Raw genomic sequence first — 21405 nt, 5'->3', positions numbered from 1 at the left:
AGAAGACAACGAGGCGAAGACGATGATCGAAATCAAGAACCTGCACGCCACCGTGGACGGCAAGGAAATCCTCAAGGGCGTCGACCTGACCATCCGCCCGGGCGAGGTCCATGCCATCATGGGGCCGAACGGCGCCGGCAAGAGCACCATGTCCTATGTCCTTGCCGGCCGCGACGGCTACGAGGTCACGGAAGGGTCGGTCACCTATTACGGCAAGGACCTGCTGGCGATGGAGCCGGAGGAGCGGGCCGCCGAGGGCGTCTTCCTGGCCTTCCAGTATCCGGTCGAAATCCCCGGCGTCGGCAACACCACCTTCCTCAAGACCGCGATCAACGCCATCCGCAAGCATCGCGGCGAGAAGGAGCTGGACGCCATGCAGTTCCTCAAGCTGATCCGCGAGAAGACCAAGGCGCTCGGCATGAGCGACGAGATGCTGAAGCGCGCCGTCAATGTCGGCTTCTCCGGCGGCGAGAAGAAGCGCAACGAGACGCTGCAGATGGCCGTTCTGGAGCCGAAATTCGCCATCCTCGACGAGACGGACAGCGGTCTCGACATCGACGCGCTGAAGATCGTCGCGGAGGGCGTCAACGCGCTGCGCTCGCCGGAACGCTCGATGCTGGTCATCACCCACTACCAGCGCCTGCTCGACTACATCGTTCCCGACCATGTCCATGTGCTGGCCGCCGGCCGCATCGTGAAGTCGGGCGGCAAGGAACTGGCGCTGGAGCTGGAGAAGAACGGCTACCGCGACTTCGGCGCGAGCGAGGCGGCGTGATGACGGCCAACCATTCCCCTCTCCATCCGATGACCTACTCGACGCGCGGCGCCGATCCGGCGACGGCGCCGGCCTTTCTGGCACCGCTCGATGAGGTGGGTGCCGGCCTGCCCGGCAGCGGCCTGTCCTGGCTGACCGACCTGCGCGCCGCCGGACGTGAGCGCTTTGCCGCCGTCGGCCTGCCGACGATCAGGAACGAGAGCTGGCGCTACACCAACCTGCGCGACCTCGCCAAGACCAGCTTCCAGCCGGCCGCCCCCGCCGCCGCCGTGATCGATTTTCTGCCGACCGTGCGGGCCGAGGGGCAGGACGGCCCGCGTCTGGTCTTCGTCGACGGCCGTTTCCGCGCCGACCTGTCCTCGGTCGAGGGCCTGCCGCCCGGTGTGGAACTGCTGAGCATCGCCGCGGCGCTCAACAGTCACACTGACCTGCTGGCCGACCATATCGGCCGCCTCGCCGCGGCGGACGACCGTCCGCTGGTGGCGCTGAACAGCGCCTATCTCGCCGACGGTCCCGTCCTGCATGTGCCGGCCGGTGTCCAGGTCGAGCGCCCCATCGAGCTGGTCTTCGTCTCGGTCGGGTCGGAGTCGCAGGCGACCTCCTGCCATCCGCGCACCCTGCTGATCGCGGAGGCCGGGTCGAAGGCGGTGGTGGTCGAACATCATGTCGGCCGTGGCGCCGGCACGACGCTGGCGAACCACGTCACCGAGGTGTTCGTCGGTGAAGGCGCCACCCTGCACCACTACAAGTCGCAGCGCGACGGCGGCGGAGCCATCCACCTGTCGCACATCGCGGCGACGGTGGCGACCGGCGGCTGCTACGACAATTTCATCCTGACGACCGGTGCGAAGCTGTCGCGCAACGAGGTGGTCAGCCGCCTCGACGGCACCGACGCCCGCACCCATGTCAGCGGCGGCTATCTGGTCCGCGGCACCCAGCATGCCGACACCACCACGCTGATCGTCCACGCCCAGCCCAACGGCACCAGCCGCGAGGTCTACAAGGGTGTGATCGACGACACCGCCCGTGCGGTGTTCCAGGGCAAGATCACCGTCTGCCCCGGTGCGCAGAAGACCGACGGCTACCAGTTGAACCGCGCCCTGCTGCTGTCGGACGGGGCCGAGATCGACAGCAAGCCGGAGCTGGAGATCCACGCCGACGACGTGAAGTGCAGCCACGGCTGCACCGCGGGCGAACTGGACGACGACGCGCTGTTCTACCTGCGCGCCCGCGGCATCGACCGCGACACCGCCCAGGGCCTGCTGATCGGCGCCTTCCTGTCGGAATCCCTTGAGGAAATCGCCGAAGAGTCGATCCGCGACGCCTTCCAGGGGATCGTGGCCGGCTGGCTGGAGGAGCAGAAGTAACCATGTCCGATGCCATCCTGAACCAAGCCTACGACGTGCAGCGGGTGCGGGAGGATTTCCCCATCCTCGCCCGCAGCGTCCACGCCAGGAAGGGAAAGCCCGGCAAGCCGCTGGTCTATCTGGACAGCGGGGCGTCCGCCCAGAAGCCGCGTCAGGTCATCCAGGCCATGACCCGCTTCCTGGAGGAGGACTATTCCAACATCCACCGCGGCGTCCATTTCCTGTCGCAGACCGCGACCGACCAGTTCGAGGCGGTGCGCACCAAGGTCGCACGCTTCCTGAATGCGCCGAACGACCGCTGCATCGTCTTCACCCGCAGCTCGACCGAGGCGATCAACCTCGTCGCCAGCAGCTATGGCCGGACCTTCCTGAACGAAGGCGACGAGGTCATCCTGTCGATCATGGAGCATCACGCGAACATCGTTCCGTGGCAACTGCTCCAGGCCGAGAAGAAGATCGTCATCAAGGTCGTGCCCTGCGACGAGGACGGCGTCCTCGACATGGACGCCTACAGGAACCTGCTGTCCGACCGCACGAAGCTGGTGGCGATCACCCACTGCTCCAACGTGCTCGGCACCGTCACCCCGGCCAAGACCATCGCCAGGCTGGCGCATGAGCGCGGCGTTCCGGTGCTGTTCGACGGCAGCCAGGCGGTGGTCCATGGCACGGTCGACGTGCAGGACATCGATGCCGACTTCTACGTCTTCACCGCACACAAGCTGTATGGCCCGACCGGCCTTGGCGTGCTGTACGGCAAGTACGACCTCTTGAAGAAAATGCCCCCCTATCAGGGCGGCGGCGACATGATCGAGAGCGTCAGCTTCGAAGGCACCACCTTCAAGGCGCCGCCGTCGCGCTTCGAGGCCGGCACGCCGCCGATCACCGAGGTGATCGGGCTGGGCGCCGCCATCGACTATATCGAGGCTCTCGGCCGCGACGCCATCGCCGCGCACGAGCACGATCTGCTGCAATACGCCACCCAGCAGCTGTCGCAGGTCGATGGGCTGCGCATCGTCGGCACCGCCCCCGGCAAGGGGCCGATCATCTCCTTCGCTCTGGAGGGCGTGCACCCGCACGACGTCGGCACCATCGTCGACCAGTATGGCGTCGCCGTGCGCGTCGGCCGCCATTGCGCCGAGCCGCTGGCCGAGCGGTTCGGCGTCGGACCGACCGTCCGCGCCTCCTTCGGCCTCTACAACACCCGGGAGGAAGCCGACGCCCTCGTCCAGTCCCTCCAGGCGGTCAAGGAGTTCTTCGGAGCATGATGGACGATCTGCGCGAGCTGTATCAGGAAGTGATCCTGGACCACGGCAAGAATCCCCGCAACTTCCGCCATCCCGACGACGCCAACCGCGAGGCGAAGGGCGAGAACCCGATGTGCGGCGACCGCTTCATGGTCTATCTGACCCTGAAGGACGGGGTGGTCGACGACGTGGCCTTCCAGGGCCGCGGCTGCGCCATCTCCACCGCCAGCGCCTCGATGATGACGGAGCTGGTGCATGGCAAGACGGCGGCGGAGGCGGAGAAACTTTTCCACGCCTTCCACGAGCTGTGCACCCAGGACGAGCCCGACATCCCCGAGGGTGTCGACGACGAGACGATGGAAAAGCTGATGGTGATGTCCGGCGTGCGCCAGTTCCCAGTGCGGGTGAAGTGCGCGACCCTGGCCTGGCACGCCATGAACGCGGCACTCCATGGCGAGGCTTCGGCCTCCAGCGACCAGTTTTGACGGAAGGGGATCGAAATGCCCGATGAAGCCCTGACCCAGCGCCCGATGGCTCCCAATCCGGCTGAAGCCGAGGCGCATTTGAAGGCGCAGGCCGCCGCCGAGACCGCCCCCGAGAGTGCCGCCGAAGCCAAGGCCGAATCCAAGGACTTCGCCCCGATGCCCCAGCCGCCCGAGGGCTACGACCCGCGGGAGGAGATCATGGATCGCGTCGTGGCGGCCATCAAGACCTGCTACGACCCTGAGATCCCGGTCGACATCTGGGAACTGGGGCTGATCTACCGTGTGGACATGGATGGTCAGCGCAATGTCGAGATTGATATGACGCTGACCAGCCCCATGTGTCCGGTGGCCGGCGAACTGCCCGAACAGGTCCGTCAGGCCGTGCTGGGCGTCGAGGACGTCAACGAGGTCAAGATCGAGCTGGTGTGGGAGCCCCCGTGGCACCAGGGCATGATGTCCGAGGAAGCCCGCCTGCAACTGGATATGTTCTGAGCCGTATTAGGAGACCGTCACCATGGCCCGCCCCCTGCCCAAGGCGCTCACGATCACCGACGCCGCCGCGGAGCGCGTCAAGGCGCTGATGTCCAAGGCCACCGACGACATGGTCGGCCTGCGCATCGGCGTGAAGGCGCGCGGCTGCTCCGGCCTCAGCTACGACGTTCAGTATGCCAAGGAGAAGATGAAGTTCGACGAGGTGGTGGAGGACAAGGGCGTCACCATCCTGATCGACCCGGCCGCCGTCATGTTCCTGATCGGCAGCGAGATGGACTATGTCGACGACAAGTTCCAGACCGGCTTCGTCTTCAAGAACCCCAACGAGAAGGGCCGCTGCGGCTGCGGCGAGAGCTTCCACGTCTGAGATTCAGCAATGCCTCCACCGCCACTCGCGGCGGTGGAGGAAATATAATGATAATTCGCGCGTAATTTTGACTTATACCCCCACTTGAGCTATGTTGACCGTGTTGCCACGCAAAGTTGGGGGTGTGGGATGGTCCAAAGCGTTTACAGCAACGCCTGGGCGGCATTGACCGGCAAGGCCGGTACAACCGCAACAGCGCCCTTGTTCGCCAGCAAAGCCGCTTCGTCCGGTATGCCAAACAAAGCGGAAACGGCGTCAGCCAACGCATCGACCGCCCCTGTCGGCGATACCGTTGCGGTCAGCAAACTCGGCAAGGCGCTGAGCGGCCTCGCAGCGAAGGCATTCGAGCATCTCGACTCCGACAGCAAGAAGCAGTTGGAAGGCCTCGTCGAATCCGGCCGTGTGTCGGCGGATGACGCTGTGAAGGGGTTGCGGTCGCTGGCGAAGAATGCGCTGTTCAACCGCTTCGTGACCGAAAGCGGTCACAGTGCCGAAGAACAGCAGATGTCCGACCGCATGAAGGTCGCGCACGAACAGAGTGCCGCTGCGGCGAAGGCCACCGAGAATCCAGATTATTGGTCGGCGCTCAAGGAAATGGACCAACTGGGCGAAGCGCGAAAAAATGGCTCCGTCAGTCAGGAGGAGGTCAGCGCCATGCACCGCTCGATCTCCGAACGCCTCAAAGGAACCACGCCCCCCGGTGCCATCCATGTGTCAGACGAGGAGCGTTCCTTAATGGGGGCGGTCTTCACCAGCAAGGCCAATCGGTTCGCCGATCTGAACTTTGGTGACGATGATCGGGAAACCAGCTCGACCACCGACAAGATCGCGAGCAAGGATGAGTTGGACGCTGCCGACCGGCTCTTCGCCGTCGGCTTCAAACTCGAAAACAACGCTATGGCGCGCTTCGCCGCCGATTACGACATTCCCGGTCTGGGCAAGGGCACGATGCCGGCGTGGTTCAGCTTCAAACCAGTCAGCCGATAGATTTCCGGGTTCCCGATTATACCGCGCCGCCTTTCACTGCCCCTCACGACATCGGATTCGCCGGCGGCTTCGGCATCTCCGGCAGCGGGATGAACTCGCCATTGTCGAGATCCGGCAGCTTCATCCGCCCGGCCCGCCAGTCCGCCTTGGCCTGCTCGATCCGCTCCTTGCGAGACGACACGAAATTCCAGTCGATGAAGCGCTGCCCCAGCGGCTCGCCGCCGACCGCCATGACGATGGACTGGGTGGCGGCGGTCAGCGCCGCCGGGTGGCCGGGCGCGAAGACGATCATCCGCCCCGCCTCGAACCGCTGCCCTTCCACCTCCACGCTTCCCGCCACTATATAGGCCGCGCGCTGCCATCCGTCCTCCGGCAGGGCGACGCGGGCGCCGGGGGCGAGATCCCAATGGATGTAGAACAGAGGGGAATGGGTCTTCACCCCCGCCCTGGCCCCGAACGCCTCGCCCGCCACCAACCGGCCGCGCACGCCGCCTTCCTCGAACAGAGGCAGGTCGCCGGTGCCGTAATGGGCAAAAGCCGGGTCGGTCTCCTCGTCCGCTTCCGGCAGGGCGACCCAAGCCTGGATGCCGTGCATCGTCCCGCCCTCCATCCGGGCACGCTCGAAGCGTTCGGAGTGGGTGATGCCGCGGCCGGAGGTCATCCAGTTCACCTCGCCCGGCCGGATCGGCTGTTCGGAGCCCACGCTGTCACGGTGCATGATCTCGCCCTCGAACAGGTAGGTCACGGTGGACAGGCCGATGTGCGGGTGGGGACGCACGTCGACATCGCGGGGAAGACCCGGCTGGAAATCGACCGGCCCCATATGGTCGAAGAAGACGAAGGGGCCGACCATCCGCCGCTGGACGAAGGGCAGAACCCGCCCCACTTCGAATCCGCCAAGGCTTTTGCGGCGCTGCTCGATCACCAAATCCAGCATGGGTCTTCCTCCCGACGGTTGAGGCTTGTTTCGTTCAGGCTTGTTTCGTTCAGGCGTTCGGATCGCGCGCCACGGTCTGGATAACCTCGAATCCCTCAAACTCCGGCGGCCCGACATAAAGCGGCTTGCGGGCACCGGCATTGCCGTGGGCGTTGCGGAAGGCTTCCGACCGCGTCCAGCCCTGGAAGGCGCCTTCGGACTCCCAAACCGTGTGGGAGGAATAGAGCCGGTGATCGTCCCGGTCGGGCCCCCGCAGCATGTGGAACTCGACGAAGCCCGGCACCTTGTGCAAATGCACCTCGCGGTTCAGCCAGACCTCCTCGAACTCCTGCTCGGCCCCATGGCGGACCTTGAAACGGTTCATCGCGATGAACATGCGGCATTCCTTTCCGGCGTGGTCGACAGGCCCGACCCGGTCGAGGATAGAGGTTGGCAGCAGCGCGGGGCAATCAACCTGACGCGCCGTCGCTTATGATCTTGCGGTGCCGGACAGGGGACGCCGAATCCGCAAATCTCTCATGCAGATCAATGCCTTGATGTCGGTTTTTCCCAAGCGCCCACATGCTTTACGACCGATGGGATACAATGCGCACGCCTTCCTCGCTCTGGAAAAGCCGCCATGCACGTTCTTCGCAAGTTCTTCGCGATCTCCACACAGGCCGGGCGCACTGAACAGTGCAACAACCTCCGAAAACTGTTTCACAGTGTTCCAAGCGTCCGGTTCGATAAGGGTTGTCCGTGTCTGGACCCTTAATGCCGTTAAGCTCTAATGTACCCATAAGAGGTACAAGGTCCGCGGGCAGGGTGACCGACCCAGTGGCCGGGGGGAGCGAAATGACCGGAACAGTCCCAAAGCAGACGGGGACGGTGCAAGGCCGTGCCGAGCCCCCCGGCGCCATCGCCACGCTCGTCACCCTTTCCGTTCCCTTCCTGCTCGTGCTTCAGGGAGCCCGTGTGCCGGGGTCGGTGGAGTTGGCCCATTACCTGCCGTTGCACACCTTCTTCGAGACCTTCTCCATCGCCGTCGCCACCCTGATCTTCGCCATCGGCTGGCACTCCCGGAACGACGACACCCCGCCGGCCCTGATGGCGCTGTCCACCTGCTTCCTCGGCGTGGCGCTGCTCGATTTCGGGCATCTGCTATCCTTCACCGGCATGCCCGACTTCGTGACGCCGGCCGGCCCGGAAAAGGCCATCGCCTTCTGGCTCGGCGCCCGGCTGGTGGCGGCGCTGGCCCTGCTGATGGCGGCCGTCCTTCCCTGGAAGGCTGGAGCGGGGAACTCGGTGGCCTTGCGTTATCCGCTCATCGGCGGGGTGCTGCTGACGAGCGCCGCGATCTTCTGGGCGGTCCTGTGGCACCCCGACCTGCTGCCGCGCACCTATGTGGCCGGGAGCGGGCTGACGCCGCTGAAAATCGCGGCCGAATATCTGCTGGTCCTTCTCTATGCCGGGGCCGCGGCGATGTTCTACCGCCGTCGGCGCGCGGCGCATACGCTCGACGTCCACCGCATGGTGATCGCCGCAATCGCCATCGCGATCAGCGAACTGTGCTTCACGCTCTATCTCAGCGTCTACGATCTCGCGAACATGGCAGGCCATGTCTACAAGGTCATCGGCTATTGGTATCTGTACCGCGCCGTGTTCGTGACCGCTGTGCATCACCCCTATGACGCCCTGCACCAGTCGGAGCGCGACCTCTGGCGGGAAAAGGAGCAGGCCCGCGTCACCCTGCTGTCCATCGGCGACGGGCTGATCGCCACCGACACCGCCGGCCGCGTCAGTCTGATGAATCCGGTGGCGGAGCGGCTGACCGGCTGGACCCTGGGCGAGGCCGCCGGCCGACCGGTGGCCGAGGTGTTCGACATCCAGAATGCGGAGACGGGGCGGCGGGTGCCGGTGCCGGTCGAGCAGGTGCTGGCAAACGGCGACATGGTCGGCCTCGCCAACCACACCGTTCTGGTGTCGCGTGACGGAGCCCGCAGCCACATCGCCGACATGGCCTCGCCCATCCGCGACCGGGACGGCACGCTGCACGGCGTCGTCATGGTCTTCCAGGATGTGACCGAGACCTATGCCAGCCGCGAGGCGTTGAAGGACAGCCTGTCGCTGAACACCGGAATCCTCGAAAGCGCCGCCTGCGGCATCATCGCCACCACGCTGGACGGCGTCGTCCGTGTCTTCAACCGCGAGGCGGAGCGCATCTTCGGCTACCCGGCGGCGGAGATGATCGGCAGCGCCGACCTGCCGCGCCTCTATGACCCGGACGAACTGCGCGCCCACGCCGACGGGCTGTCCATCGAACTCGACCGTCCGGTAAAGGCGGATTTCGCGGCGCTGGTCGCCCACACCCGGTGCAGCGGCCGGCCCGAACCCGGCGAATGGACCGGAGTGCGCAGGAACGGCGCCCGCATCTCGATTTCCACCGTCACCAGCGTGCTGCGCGACAGCGGCGGTGCGATCCGCGGCTATCTGACCGTGGTGATGGACGTCACCGAGCGGAAGCAGGCGGCGCGGCAGATCGAAAATCTCGCCTTCTACGACCCGCTGACCAACCTGCCGAACCGGCGCCTGCTGATGGAGCATCTTGACGTCCATCTGCGGGCGGCCCGGCTGGGCGCGCACTGCGGTGCGCTGATGTTCCTCGATCTGGACGATTTCAAGGGTTTGAACGACGCCCGCGGCCACATGATCGGCGACATGCTGCTGCGCGAACTGGCGGCACGGCTCAACGCCACCCTGCGCAAGGGCGATCTGGTCTGCCGGTTGAGCGGGGACGAGTTCGTCATCCTGTTGCCGGACATTGGCACCACGCTGGAGGAGGCGACCGCCATCGCCTCAAAGGTGGCGGAAAAGCTCCGGCTGGCCGTGGCCCAACCCTTCCAGCTCGACTGCTGCGAGCACAGCATCTCCGCCAGCATCGGGCTGACCGTCTTCCCCAAGACGCCGGACGAGTCGGTCGAGGATCTGCTGAAGCAGGCCGACACCGCCATGTATGCCGCCAAGGACAGCAGACGGAACACCATCCGCGACTATGACCCCACCATGCTGATCGAGGCCCAGGCCCGGCTGCTGCTGCTCCAGGATTTGCGCAAGGCGGTCGATGCCGGAGAATTCACCCTGTTCCTGCAACCGCAGACCAGCGCCGACGGCACGCTGGTGGCGGCGGAAGCGCTGATCCGTTGGCAGCATCCGCAACGCGGCTTCGTCGCCCCCGGCGCCTTCATCGCGGAGGCCGAGGAATCCGGCCTGATTCTGCCCATCGGCGATTGGGTCCTGATGGAGGCCTGCCATGTGCTTCGCCGGCTGTCCGATGCCGGCAGCGACTGCCACCTGTCGGTCAACATCAGCCCGCGCCAGTTCCGTCAGCCGAACTTTTGCGCTGGCGTCATCGCCGCTCTGCGTGCCACCCGGACCGACCCGCGCCGCCTGATGCTGGAGATCACCGAAGGCATCGCGGTCGGCGACTGCGCCGACACCGTCGCCAAGATGTCGGAGCTTGCCGCTCTCGGCATTTCCTTCTCGCTGGACGATTTCGGCACCGGCTTCTCGTCGCTGTCCTACCTGAAGCGGCTGCCGGTGCGGGAAATCAAGATCGACCGCTCCTTCGTCCAGGATGTCGACAGCAACAGCCACAATGCGGTGCTGGTGGAGACGATGCTGTCGATTGCCAGCCGTCTTGGCCTGAAGGTGGTGGCGGAAGGGGTTGAAACCGCGGCCGAACGGGACTTTCTCGAGGATCGTGGCTGCGCGGTTTTCCAGGGCTATTACTTCGACCGCCCGATGCCGGTCGAAGACTTCATCGCCAAATATACGAAGAAACCGGAGATTCTTGAGATGGAAGAGCCGGCCCACGCATGATGGTGGGCCGGCACCCTGCTTTGGTTACTTCTGGGCCACCATCTTGGGCTGGCCGTTGCTCCAGACATACATGACATAGTTCGGCTTGGTGATGTCGCCCTTCTTGTCGAATTCCACCGGGCCGACGACGGTGTCATAGCTGCCGGAATGCAGGGTCTTCGCCAGCTTGCCGCTGTCCGTGCTGCCGGCCTTCTGGAGCCCCTCGGCGATCACCTGGACCGCGGCATAGCTGTAGAAGGCGAAGTTGCCCGGCTCCGGCAGGCCGGCCTTCTTGAAGGACGCGATCAGTTCCTGCGCCTTCGGATCGCTCGCCGCCGACGCGCTGTCGGTGTACAGCGTGCCCTCGCCGGCCGGGCCGGTAATCGACCAGTATTCCTGGTTGTTCAGGCCGTCGCCGGCGATGAACTGCGGCTTCATACCCTGTTCCTGCGCCTGACGGACGATCAGGCCCAGTTCCGGATGGTAGCCGCCGTAATAGACGGCATCGATGTTCTTGTCCTTCAGGCTGGTGATCAGCGCCGAGAAGTCCTTCTCACCCGCCGTAACCGACCCGCGATAGGCGACCTTGCCGCCGGCCTTCTCCAGCGTCTCCACCACGACGTCGGCCAGCCCCTTGCCATAGGCCTGCTTGTCGTCCAGCACCGCGACGTTCTTGCCCTTGAAGGTCTGGGCCAGATAGTTCCCGGCAACCACGCCCTGCTGGTCGTCGCGGCCGCAGACGCGGAAGATGTTGGGATGGCCCTTGGCGGTCAGCAGCGGATTGGTGGCGGTCGGGGTGACCATCACCACGCCTTCCTCCTGGTAGACGTCGGCCGCCGGGATGCTGGCGCCGGAGCAGAGATGGCCGACCACCGCCGTCACCTTCTCACGCACGAACTGGTTGGCGACGGCCACCGCCTGACGCGGGTCGCAGGCATCGTCGCCCACCTTCAGCACCAGCTTCTGACCCAGCACGCCGCCCTTGGCGTTGATGTCCGCAACCGCCTGCTTGGCTCCGTACACCGACTGCTCGCCCAGCGCCGCGACCGGGCCGGTCGTCGCCGTGCCCAGGCCGATCACGATATCGGCCTGCGCCGTGCCGAAGCCGGCCAGCAGTGCCGTCGCGCTGACGAAGGAAAGGACGGTGAGACGCATGATTGGTTCTCCCAGGATGACCATTTTGTGCCGGACCATATCCGCCGGCCACGGCATGTATCCTTTTCTGACCGATACGACAGGATTTTGAAAGCGCGATCATGGGTTTCGCAGCGCTCCGACGGGAACCGCGACCGTTCGCCGCCATCGTCGGACTTTCCCCTATTTGAGGCAGTCTTCGACCTGCAGCGGGATTTGAGCAAGGCAGGAAAACCGAAGCCGAAAACAGGACGAGCGCCGCTCAGTACTGTTGTCCAAGGACACAGGTGGGAGATGGACGGCCATGGCCTCGCAGATTCCGTTGTCTGAGGACAGCAGCGCGATCGATCCGGCGCTCGATGCATTGCGCAACGACCACACGCACGAGATCGCGCCTGACCTCGCCTATCGGCGGCTTGGCATCGTCAATGTGGTCTTCTGGGGTCAACCCGGAGCCGGAGACCGCGGCTGGGTGCTGATCGACGCCGGTTTGATGGGCACCAAGGGCTTCATCCGCTCCGCCGCGGCGGAGCGGTTCGGTCGCGATGCCCGACCCGCCGCCATCGTCCTGACCCACGGCCATTTCGACCATGTCGGGGTTCTGGAGGATCTGGCGGAGGAATGGGACGCCCCGGTCTACGCCCACCCGCTGGAGCACCCCTATCTGAACGGTCGGGCCGCCTACCCGCCCGGCGACCCGTCGGTCGGCGGCGGAGCGATGGCGGCCTTGGCGCGCTTCTACCCGCGCAAGCCGGTGGATGTCGGATCGCGCCTGCGCGCCCTGCCGGAGGACGGATCGGTCCCGATGATGCCGGGTTGGCGCTGGGTTCACACGCCGGGGCACAGTGTCGGCCATGTCTCCCTCTGGCGGGAGCATGACCGCTCGATGATCGTCGGTGACGCCTTCGTCACCACGGGCCAGGAGTCGGCCTATGCCGTCGCGGTTCAGCGGGCCGAGATGCACGGACCGCCGATGTATTTCACGGTGGAGTGGGACAAGGCGCGGGAGGCGGTCGCCCGGTTGGCCGCCCTGGATCCGGAGCTGGTCATCACCGGCCATGGCGAACCGATGCAGGGGGCCGAGATGCGGGCCGCGCTGCATAAGCTGGCCGACGAGTTCGACAGCATCGCCATCCCGCGGCAGGGGATCTATCTGGAAAAGCCGGCGCGGGCGGAGGACCGCAGCGCCTATCGCGCGCCCTGACCTCCGCCTCATTTGGTGCCGGCAAGAAAAACCCCCGCCGGATCGCACCGGCGGGGGTTTCCTTTACCGACCGCTGCTTGCGGCCATCAGGCCGGAACGGCGACCTTGTCCGCGACTTCCTGGAAGGCCGGGATCTGGTCGAAGTTCATGTAGCGGTAGATGTCGGAGGCGGACTTGTTCACCACGCCGACCTGGGCGAGATACTCCTCGGTCGTCGGGATCTTGCCCAGCAGCGCCGCGACGGCGGCCAGTTCGGCCGACGACAGGTAGACGCGGGTGTCGATGCCCAGACGGTTCGGGAAGTTGCGGGTCGAGGTGGAGACGGCGGTCGAACCCTTGCGGACCTGCGCCTGGTTGCCCATGCACAAGCTGCAGCCCGGCATCTCCATGCGGGCGCCGGCCTTGCCGAGGGTGGCGTAGTAGCCCTCCTCGGTCAGCATCATCGCGTCCATCTTCGTCGGCGGTGCGATCCACAGGCGGGTCGGGATGTCCGAATTCCCGTTCAGGATCTTACCTGCGGCGCGGAAGTGGCCGATGTTGGTCATGCAGGAGCCGATGAACACCTCGTCGATCTTGTCGCCGGCGACCTCGGACAGCGTCTTCACGTCGTCCGGATCGTTCGGGCAGGCCAGGATCGGCTCCTTGATGTCGGCCAGATCGATCTCGATCACCGCGGCATAGTCGGCATCGGCGTCCGGACGCAGCAGCTGCGGATCGGCGATCCACGCCTCCATCGCCTTGATGCGGCGCTCCAGGGTGCGCGCATCGGCGTACCCGTTGGCGATCATCCACTTCATCAGCGTGATGTTGGAGGTCATGTACTCGATGATCGGCTCCTTGTTCAGGAGCACGGTGCAGCCCGCCGCCGAGCGCTCGGCCGAGGCATCGGTCAGCTCGAACGCCTGCTCGACCTTCAGGTCCGGCAGACCTTCGATCTCCAACACGCGGCCGGAGAAGATGTTCTTCTTGCCCTTCTTCTCGACCGTCAGCAGGCCGGCCTTGATCGCGTAGAGCGGGATGGCGTTGACGAGGTCACGCAGGGTGACGCCCGGCTGCATCTCGCCCTTGAAGCGGACGAGGACCGATTCCGGCATGTCCAGCGGCATGACGCCGGTGGCCGCGGCGAAGGCAACCAGACCGGAGCCGGCCGGGAAGCTGATGCCGATCGGGAAGCGGGTATGGCTGTCGCCGCCGGTGCCCACGGTGTCCGGCAGCAGCAGGCGGTTCAGCCAGGAGTGGATGACGCCGTCGCCCGGACGCAGAGCCACGCCGCCGCGGGTGGAGATGAAGTCCGGCAGCTCGTGGTGGGTCTTGACGTCCACCAGCTTCGGATAGGCGGCGGTGTGGCAGAAGGACTGCATCACCAGATCGGCCGAGAAGCCCAGGCAGGCCAGGTCCTTCAGCTCGTCGCGGGTCATCGGGCCGGTGGTATCCTGCGACCCCACCGTCGTCATCTTCGGCTCGCAATAGGTGCCCGGACGGACGCCCTTGCCTTCCGGCAGGCCACAGGCGCGGCCGACCATCTTCTGGGCCAGCGTGTAGCCCTTGCCGGTGTCGGCCGGGGAGGCCGGCTGGCGGAACAGCTCCGACGCCGGCAGGCCGAGCGCCTCGCGGGCACGGGCGGTCAGGCCACGGCCGATGATCAGCGGGATGCGGCCGCCGGCACGCACCTCGTCGAAGATCACCTCGGAGCGCACGGTGAATTCGGCGATGACCTCGCCGTTCTTCAGCGCCTTGCCCTCATAGGGGCGCAGCTCGATGACGTCGCCCATCTCCATCTTGTTGACGTCGAGTTCGATGGGCAGGGCGCCGGCGTCTTCCATGGTGTTGAAGAAGATCGGGGCGATCTTGGTGCCGAGGCAGACGCCGCCGAAGCGCTTGTTCGGGACGAACGGGATGTCCTCACCGGTGAACCACAGCACCGAGTTGGTGGCGGACTTGCGCGAGGAGCCGGTGCCGACCACGTCGCCGACATAGGCGATCAGGTTGCCCTTCTGCTTCAGCGCTTCCAGCTGCTTCGTCGGGCCGCGCTGGCCTGGCTCGTCGGCCTCGATGCCCGGACGCGGGTTCTTCAGCATGGCGAGCGCGTGCAGCGGGATGTCCGGACGGCTCCAGGCGTCGGGGGCCGGCGACAGGTCGTCGGTGTTGGTCTCGCCCGACACCTTGAAGACGGTGAGCGTCATCGACGCCGGGACTTCCGGACGCGAGGTGAACCACTCGGCATCGGCCCAGGACTGCAGCACCGACTTGGCGTTGGCGTTGCCCTTGTCGGCCAGTTCCTTGACGTCGTGGAAGAAGTCGAAGACCAGCAGGGTCTTCTTCAGGCCTTCCGCGGCGGCGGTGCCGCACTCGGCATCCGACAGCAGGTCGATCAGTGGCTGGACGTTGAAGCCGCCGAGCATGGTGCCCAGCAGTTCGGTGGCCTTGACCTTGGAGATCAGCGGAGAGCTGTCGGCGCCCTTGGCGACGGCGGCCAGGAAGCCGGCCTTGACGCGGGCGGCATCGTCGACGCCGGCCGGAACGCGGTGGGTGATGAGGTCGAGGAGGAAGGCCTCCTCGCCCGCCGGCGGGGCCTTCAGCAGGTCGATCAGCTCCGACGTCTGCTTCGCGGTCAGGGGCAGAGCCGGGATTCCGAGGGCGGCGCGTTCGGCCGCGTGCTGGCGGTAGGCTTCGAGCACGGCAGGGTTCCTCATAAATGAAAGGCCGGCCCTTGGATGGGAACCGTGAGACGGCCCGCTTGAACTCAGGTCGGGTTTATATGCCTGCTTAAATGAAAGTGCAAGGGGGCGCCCCGCTTACGTGAAGCGGGCAGGACGAAGCTGCCATTCTTTTTGCACTGGTATTACCGGCGCTTGGTATGACCACTTCGTCTTCCCGGCTTTACTTCAGCGCGGCCGCCTGCTCCGGCGTCAGCAGCACGATGCCGTCCTCGTCGGAGAACAGGATGTCGCCCGGCCGGACGGCGGCGCCCGGCAGTTCGACAGCCACATCGACCAGCCCCTGCTCGCGGCGGGTGGAGGCGCGCGGGATCGATGCCAGCGCCTTGATGCCGAGCGGCAGGGTCGCCAGTTCGGCCACATCGCGGACGCAGCCCCAGATCACCACGCCGGCCCAGCCGTTTTTGACGGCCGACGCGGCGATCATGTCGCCCATCAGGGCGCAGCGCAGGCTGCCGGCGCCGTCCACCACCAGAACGCGGCCGGCACCGGGGGTTGCCAGCAGTTCCTTGACGCGGGAATTGTCCTCCAGGCACTTCACGGTGACCACCGGACCGGTGAAGCGGGTGACGGCGCCGAAGTCGCGGAAGCCCGGCAGGACATAGCGGGCGTCGTCCTTGAAGCGGTCGAACAGGTCGCAGGTGGGGGTGATGGGAGCGGCAATCTGGTCGGCGGCGGTCTGGTCAATCGTCATGGGGCTTTGAACTCCACAGCGTGAACGGTGCAGGGACTTTCTCGCGTCACCTCTTGCGCCAAAGGCGGGCGGCAGGCAAGAGCCGCGCGCCGCGATGGCGGCAGGTCGGCGAACGTGACGCAGGAGACTTGCCGAACGTGCAATCGACGTCCCGGCAACCGCCACCCATATTTTCAAAAAGACGAAGAAAACGGATGGTGCCTTTCCCATGAAATCGCCGAACTTCGCGGCGTTCGCCGCGGCCGGTGCGCTGACGATGCTGGTCTCCGCCTGCGCCTCGACCCTTTCGCCCCCACCGGTGGCACAGCCCGATCCGGCGCTGCTTTCCGTCATCAACAGCAACGTGACCAACGACTGCAACCCGCAGACCGCCGCGGTGCTGACCGGCGTGGGCCTGCCTGCCAGCAATGTGCGTGGCGTGAATTACGGCATCTATCGCGATGAATACCGCGACAAGATCGTCCGCTGGGACGCCTGGGTGTATCTGAAGGACCAGCCGGGCTCGCTGGTGGTCACGCTCGACGAGGATTGCCGGCCGATCCAGATCTATGCCCGCGAAGGGGCGAAGCTGCCGGCCGGACGCTGAAGCGGAGAACCGAGGCCATTCCTCGATGGAGCCGCTCCGCCTGCCGACGGGCGGCTCCGCCGGGACGGTGCCGCATTCCCGAGATCGTTTGAGAACCTCTGACCTGTCTTAACTTTGGCGGACAGGAATTTTCCCGACCCCTCGACACCCTCCAATCATCGCTTCGAATTCTAAGTTTCCATTTGTCTATTCTTCATACTTACATATGTTTTACTTTAAATTTTTGAATTTCGCCTTGACGCCCGGATCCGATGTGGGTAACGCTAATCCCGCAGCCTGATTGTGGTCATTCTGACCGCTGCCGAAAGCCTTCCGCACCGCCACGATCCGTTCGCGAGCCGGATTTCATGGGAAAGCCGCCTGCTTCCCATGACACGGCTTGCGCGTCCGTGACGCACTGCTGCTGGCCTGCCGGCTAATGGCCGACCGGAAAACACCGCATCAGGAGAAGACATGGCGGAGCAGAGGTCCATGCGTGCCATGGGCATGGTCGCGATCTTCGTCGCGGCGATCCTTTTCGGGGCGGCGGGAGCGGCGGCGAAGGTGCTGTTCGTCGGCAATGTGTCCCCTCTCGACCTGACGGCGATCCGCAGTTTCGTGGCCTGCGCCGTTCTCGGGCCGATCATGGCCCTCATTCCGGGTCGGTCATTTCACATTCCGCCCCCTGCCCGGCCGATGGCGCTGGCGGCGGGCATCATATTCGTCGTGGTGAATGCGACCTTCTATCTGGCCATCGACATGATGAATGTCGCGGCGGCCATCACGCTGGAATACACCTCGCCCTTCTTCGTGCTGGTGCTCGGCGCGCTTTTCGGCGGCAAGCGCATCCGTGGTCGCGATTGCGGGATCGTGGCACTCAGCCTCGTCGGCTGCTTCCTTCTGACGGGGGGAGGCGGCGAATGGGTAAGGCTTTCCGCCGGTCTGGCCGTCGGACTCGCCTGCGGCCTCGCCTTTGCCATATTCAACATCATCGGCAACGCCTGCAAGGCGCGGGGCATCGGCGCCACGGCGCTGACCTTCTGGAATTTCGCCATCTCTTCCGCCGTCTGGGCCGCCGCTCTGCCTTTCCTCGGGGTGCACAGGCTGGAGCCGACGGCGGAGATGATCGCCTACATCGGCTTCATCGCGGTGGTCGCCACCATCCTGCCCTATTGGCTATTGCTGTTCGGCCTGCGCCATGTCGATGCGCTGCCGGCGACGGTGATCGGGTTGCTCGACCCGCTGGCCGCCGGCCTCATGGCTTACTTTCTGTTGGGAGAAACGCTGACCCCCGCCAACATGGCGGGCATCGCGCTCGTCTCCCTTTCCGTCATCCTCGTCACGCTTTCGGAACGGCAGAAGAGCAGCGCGCCGGCAAAATCGCCCCGCAGCCCCGCCGAAGGCGCCCCCCTGCTGGAGGCAAACAATGGTTGATACCCCGGCCGCCCTTCCGCTCGATCATCTCCGTATCGAGCCCGATCTGGACCGGCGCTCCCTCCCCCATATCCAGGCGGCCGGAAAACGGCTGGAGGATTTGTGGGCAAAAGGCACGGACCATTGCCCCAGCCTGATCGGCGCCGCCGCGTCGACCGGCCGGATGATCCATCTCGATCTGGACCTGACCGGCGACTGTGCCCTGAAATGCTTCTATTGCGACCGCACGCCGGACCGTTACAACGGCGTTCCCAACCGGCGGGAACTGACCACAGCGGAGCGCAAGGACATCATCCGCCAAGCCAGGGCGCTCGGAGCCACGACGGTCGAGTTTCCCGGTGCCGGGGAACCGATGCTTGACCCCGGATTCTGGGAAATCATCTCGTTCATCCACGAGTTGGGCATGACCAGCGTCGTGTTCACCAGCGGCTATCACCTGGACGAGGCGGCGGCCGACCGGCTGTACGATCTGGGGGCAACGATCTTCCTGAAATACAACAACATCGACACCGTCGTGCAGGACCGCATGGTCGGCCTTCGCGGCTATGGCGAGAAGGCGCACGAGGCCATGCGCCTCCTGCTCGCCCGCGGATTCAACCGGACCATTCCGACCCGCCTTGCAATCGACGTCGTCGTGACCCCGAAATACCATGACCTGGACGGCGTCGCCGACCTGTTCCGCTGGTGCAGGGACAACAATGTTCACAGCTATATCGTCACCCTCATCCCCGAAGGATTGGCCGACCACAAGTCGATCCTGCTCGAACGAAACCGTGCCGACGATCTGATCGAACTGATGCGGGGCATCGACGAGGAGGAATACGGGATCGTCTACCAGCCCAGCAGGCCGATGGGTGGGGGCTACCGCTGCCGGCAGGTCAATTGCGGCCTGTTCGTCAATCTGTTCGGCGAGGTCTACGATTGCAACGGGCTTTCCCGCCTGATCGGCCATGTCCGCACGGACTCGCTCGAAGCGATCTGGAATTCCGCCTATGCGCGCCATGTGCGGCAGCCGGACCAGGATGGCTTCTGCCTTGTGCGCGAACGCCAATGGGAAGGGCGCGACCAGTCGGCCGTGGCCCGCAAGCTGGAGGATTATCACAACTGGCAGGCGGCCAATGCACCGGACGACATCGTCGAACGGGCGAAGGAGATGGTGGGGGTTGGCCGCATCGAACTCGCCCGGACCGGTGCGGTCGCGGTCGGTTCTGGCGATTAATGGCGGGGAGCGATATGAGCACGCGCGTCGTCGAGGACTCCGCCGTCCGCTGGATTTCCGGCGCTTGGGAGGGGCCGGAAGAGAACCAAGACCGCCCCGTCGCCGAAGACGGTGCCGGCATTCTGTTCCTGGAAATTCCGTTCGACCATGCGGTCAGCCATCGGCCGGGCACACGCTTCGGCCCGTCCGCGATCCTGGCGGTTCTGGACGGCTTCAGCCTCTATTGCACGGACAAGCGGACCGATCTCAGCCGGTTGCGGCTGCGCCGCTTCGGCGACATCGAGGTCACCAACGACATCCACGCCACCTATCGCCACATCGCGGAAACAATCGCCGGCCTGGCTCCCGGCGACACCCCGGTGTTCCTGGGCGGCGACCATTCCATCACCGACCCGATCCTGCGCGGCCTGCTGCGCCGCCATCCGGACCGCAAGCTCGGGCTGATCGTCTTCGACGCCCATTTCGACTCGCGCAGTCCGGTTCCGGGGAAGGAGCATTCCGGTCATTGGATGCATACGGTGGCCGAGGTGTTCGACCATCGCCACAGCGTCCAGCTCGGCATCGACGCGCCGATCTACTCCGGCGCATACATGGAACTGGCGGAAGCGGCGGGAATCATGGTCCGCACCCCATGGGACATCCGCCGCGCCGGGCTTGCCGCGACCGTCGCCGAGGCGATCCGGCATGCGGTGGAGCCGACCGACGCGGTCCATGTCTCCATCGACATCGACTGCCTGTCCGCCGGCTTCGCTCCGGGCACCAGCGTTCCCAATGCCGCCGGATTGACGCTCTGGGAGGTCGCCGACGCGGTGTTCGAGATCGCACGCAGCGCAGCCCACGCCAGCCTGGACATCGTGGAGGTCAGCCCGCCGCTGGACTGCAGCGGCATCACCGCCCAGTCCGCGGCCCATCTGGCGATGAATTTCCTGGCCGGCCGGGCCGCCCGCCTCCGAAAAGGCTGATCCGGCCGCCTAACGCTCCGACACATGTGCATCCACGGCGCGGTCATGGCGCTTCAACCTTTCCTGAAGCGTGTCGCCCATGCGCAGGGCCACGGCGATGGACAGGATGTCGCCCAGCACCAGATGGGCGATGCGGACGGTCATCGGCGAATGGATGTCGAAATCGTCGGCCACATCGGCGACGAGGCTGACCGTCGCCATGTCGGCGAGCGGCGAACCCGAGCGGGTCAGAGCCACCACGTCGGCCCCGGCCTTGCGGGCGTTCTGCACGGCGTCGAGGATGTCGCGGGTGCGGCCGGTGCTGGACACCGCAACCACGGCATCGCCCTTCGCCAGGGTCAGGGCGGAGGCGAAATAGACGTGGGAGTCGGTGTAGGCGACGGTCGGCATGCCCAGCCGGAAGAACTTGCGCTGGATGTCCTCCGCCACCGTGCCGGAATTGCCGGAGCCGTAGAACTCGATCCGGCGGGCCGCGGCCAGCACGTCGGCGGCGCGGTCCACCGCGTCGGCCGGCAGGTTGTTGCGCACCTGCATCAGGGTGGCGATGGTACGGTCGAACAGCTTGCCGGCCAGCACCGCCCCCGGCACACCCCCTGGAACATTGCCATCCGCATCCAGCTCCCCGCCCACCGACAGGTCCTGATGCAGAAACGGCATGCCGCCGGCGATGTCCTGCGCCAGCTTGATCTTGAACTCGCGGAAACCGCGGCAGCCCAGCGCCGCGCAGAAGCGCGCGACCGTCGGCTCGCTCACCCCGACCCGGTCGGCCAATTCGGCCATGGACAGGTTGATCACGTCGCCCGGATGGGCCATCGCATAGTCGGCCAGCTTGCGTTCCGACGGACGGATCTGGTCGCGGACGGCGGCGATTCTCGCCAGCATGTGGGGGGCGCTCCCTTCTGATTGTGGGTCAGCATAGCACATGTAGCAAAGCTACATATACAGCGCTGCGAACGACCGATTCCGTCGCGGACGCAGCCTGCCC

The 21405-nt window shown here is 65.6% G+C and carries 19 protein-coding genes; 13 read left to right on the top strand and 6 right to left on the bottom strand.

What is annotated here, in order from left to right; all coding sequences use genetic code 11:
- Positions 1-22 precede the first annotated feature (22 nt).
- The 7 genes from sufC (at position 23) to GBZ48_RS23050 (ending at position 5717) form a co-directional block, all read left to right on the top strand.
- Positions 23-775, top strand: a complete 753-nt coding sequence (gene sufC, locus GBZ48_RS23080; RefSeq protein ID WP_098738189.1) for a Fe-S cluster assembly ATPase SufC — start codon at positions 23-25, stop codon at positions 773-775.
- Positions 775-2142 carry a Fe-S cluster assembly protein SufD gene (gene sufD, locus GBZ48_RS23075; protein ID WP_246307399.1) on the top strand — a complete coding sequence of 456 codons (1368 nt, stop codon included), beginning with the start codon at positions 775-777 and terminating at the stop codon, positions 2140-2142. Before sufC ends, sufD begins: the two co-directional genes overlap by 1 nt.
- Positions 2143-2144: 2 nt before the next feature.
- Positions 2145-3407, top strand: a complete 1263-nt coding sequence (locus GBZ48_RS23070) for an aminotransferase class V-fold PLP-dependent enzyme (protein ID WP_174473147.1) — start codon at positions 2145-2147, stop codon at positions 3405-3407.
- Positions 3404-3871: a Fe-S cluster assembly sulfur transfer protein SufU gene (gene sufU / locus GBZ48_RS23065; protein WP_174473146.1), complete on the top strand. Its 468-nt coding sequence runs from the start codon at positions 3404-3406 to the stop codon at positions 3869-3871. Before GBZ48_RS23070 ends, sufU begins: the two co-directional genes overlap by 4 nt.
- Positions 3872-3886: 15 nt before the next feature.
- Positions 3887-4363: an iron-sulfur cluster assembly protein gene (locus GBZ48_RS23060; RefSeq protein ID WP_174473145.1), complete on the top strand. Its 477-nt coding sequence runs from the start codon at positions 3887-3889 to the stop codon at positions 4361-4363.
- 22 nt (positions 4364-4385) lie between these two features.
- On the top strand, positions 4386-4730 hold the full coding sequence (locus GBZ48_RS23055) for a HesB/IscA family protein (RefSeq protein ID WP_098738185.1): 345 nt from the start codon (positions 4386-4388) through the stop codon (positions 4728-4730).
- 129 nt (positions 4731-4859) lie between these two features.
- Positions 4860-5717: a hypothetical protein gene (locus GBZ48_RS23050; protein ID WP_174473144.1), complete on the top strand. Its 858-nt coding sequence runs from the start codon at positions 4860-4862 to the stop codon at positions 5715-5717.
- A 43-nt stretch (positions 5718-5760) separates the two neighbouring features.
- Here the strand turns inward: GBZ48_RS23050 and GBZ48_RS23045 are convergent, their stop codons facing one another.
- Positions 5761-6654 (bottom strand): pirin family protein, encoded by an 894-nt coding sequence (locus tag GBZ48_RS23045; RefSeq protein WP_174473143.1) that lies wholly within the window; start codon positions 6652-6654, stop codon positions 5761-5763.
- Positions 6655-6703: 49 nt separating this feature from the next.
- Entirely contained in the window at positions 6704-7030 is a 327-nt protein-coding gene (gene hmuQ / locus GBZ48_RS23040; RefSeq protein ID WP_174473142.1) for a heme-degrading protein HmuQ, read from the bottom strand.
- Positions 7031-7488: 458 nt separating this feature from the next.
- Here hmuQ and GBZ48_RS23035 point away from each other — a divergent pair, with 458 nt between their 5' ends.
- Entirely contained in the window at positions 7489-10512 is a 3024-nt protein-coding gene (locus GBZ48_RS23035) for a bifunctional diguanylate cyclase/phosphodiesterase (protein ID WP_174473141.1), read from the top strand.
- A 24-nt stretch (positions 10513-10536) separates the two neighbouring features.
- On the opposite strand, the gene GBZ48_RS23030 is transcribed toward GBZ48_RS23035, so the two are convergent.
- A complete protein-coding gene (locus GBZ48_RS23030) occupies positions 10537-11646 on the bottom strand; it encodes a branched-chain amino acid ABC transporter substrate-binding protein (RefSeq protein WP_174473140.1) in 1110 nt (369 codons plus the stop codon).
- A gap of 283 nt (positions 11647-11929) precedes the next feature.
- Between GBZ48_RS23030 and GBZ48_RS23025 the strand changes: the two genes are divergently transcribed.
- Entirely contained in the window at positions 11930-12829 is a 900-nt protein-coding gene (locus GBZ48_RS23025; protein WP_174473139.1) for an MBL fold metallo-hydrolase, read from the top strand.
- 86 nt (positions 12830-12915) lie between these two features.
- Here the strand turns inward: GBZ48_RS23025 and acnB are convergent, their stop codons facing one another.
- Positions 12916-15507 carry a bifunctional aconitate hydratase 2/2-methylisocitrate dehydratase gene (gene acnB, locus GBZ48_RS23020; RefSeq protein ID WP_174473138.1) on the bottom strand — a complete coding sequence of 864 codons (2592 nt, stop codon included), beginning with the start codon at positions 15505-15507 and terminating at the stop codon, positions 12916-12918.
- 202 nt (positions 15508-15709) lie between these two features.
- A complete protein-coding gene (gene rraA, locus GBZ48_RS23015; protein WP_174473137.1) occupies positions 15710-16240 on the bottom strand; it encodes a ribonuclease E activity regulator RraA in 531 nt (176 codons plus the stop codon).
- Between the two features lie 208 nt (positions 16241-16448).
- Here rraA and GBZ48_RS23010 point away from each other — a divergent pair, with 208 nt between their 5' ends.
- From GBZ48_RS23010 to GBZ48_RS22995, 4 genes are all read left to right on the top strand, one after another.
- Positions 16449-16826 (top strand): hypothetical protein, encoded by a 378-nt coding sequence (locus tag GBZ48_RS23010; protein WP_174473136.1) that lies wholly within the window; start codon positions 16449-16451, stop codon positions 16824-16826.
- 453 nt (positions 16827-17279) lie between these two features.
- Positions 17280-18239 (top strand): EamA family transporter, encoded by a 960-nt coding sequence (locus GBZ48_RS23005; protein ID WP_246307398.1) that lies wholly within the window; start codon positions 17280-17282, stop codon positions 18237-18239.
- Positions 18232-19458 carry a radical SAM/SPASM domain-containing protein gene (locus tag GBZ48_RS23000; protein ID WP_174473135.1) on the top strand — a complete coding sequence of 409 codons (1227 nt, stop codon included), beginning with the start codon at positions 18232-18234 and terminating at the stop codon, positions 19456-19458. Before GBZ48_RS23005 ends, GBZ48_RS23000 begins: the two co-directional genes overlap by 8 nt.
- A gap of 14 nt (positions 19459-19472) precedes the next feature.
- Complete coding sequence (locus tag GBZ48_RS22995) at positions 19473-20420, top strand: agmatinase family protein (RefSeq protein ID WP_174473134.1); 948 nt, start codon at positions 19473-19475, stop codon at positions 20418-20420.
- A gap of 9 nt (positions 20421-20429) precedes the next feature.
- Here the strand turns inward: GBZ48_RS22995 and GBZ48_RS22990 are convergent, their stop codons facing one another.
- Positions 20430-21302: a MurR/RpiR family transcriptional regulator gene (locus GBZ48_RS22990; RefSeq protein WP_174473133.1), complete on the bottom strand. Its 873-nt coding sequence runs from the start codon at positions 21300-21302 to the stop codon at positions 20430-20432.
- Positions 21303-21405: the final 103 nt, after the last annotated feature.

The organism is Azospirillum melinis, assembly GCF_013340935.1.
Taxonomy (GTDB): domain Bacteria; phylum Pseudomonadota; class Alphaproteobacteria; order Azospirillales; family Azospirillaceae; genus Azospirillum; species Azospirillum melinis.
Note: the sequence above shows the minus strand (reverse complement) of the source record. Positions and strands in the feature narration are given on the sequence as shown.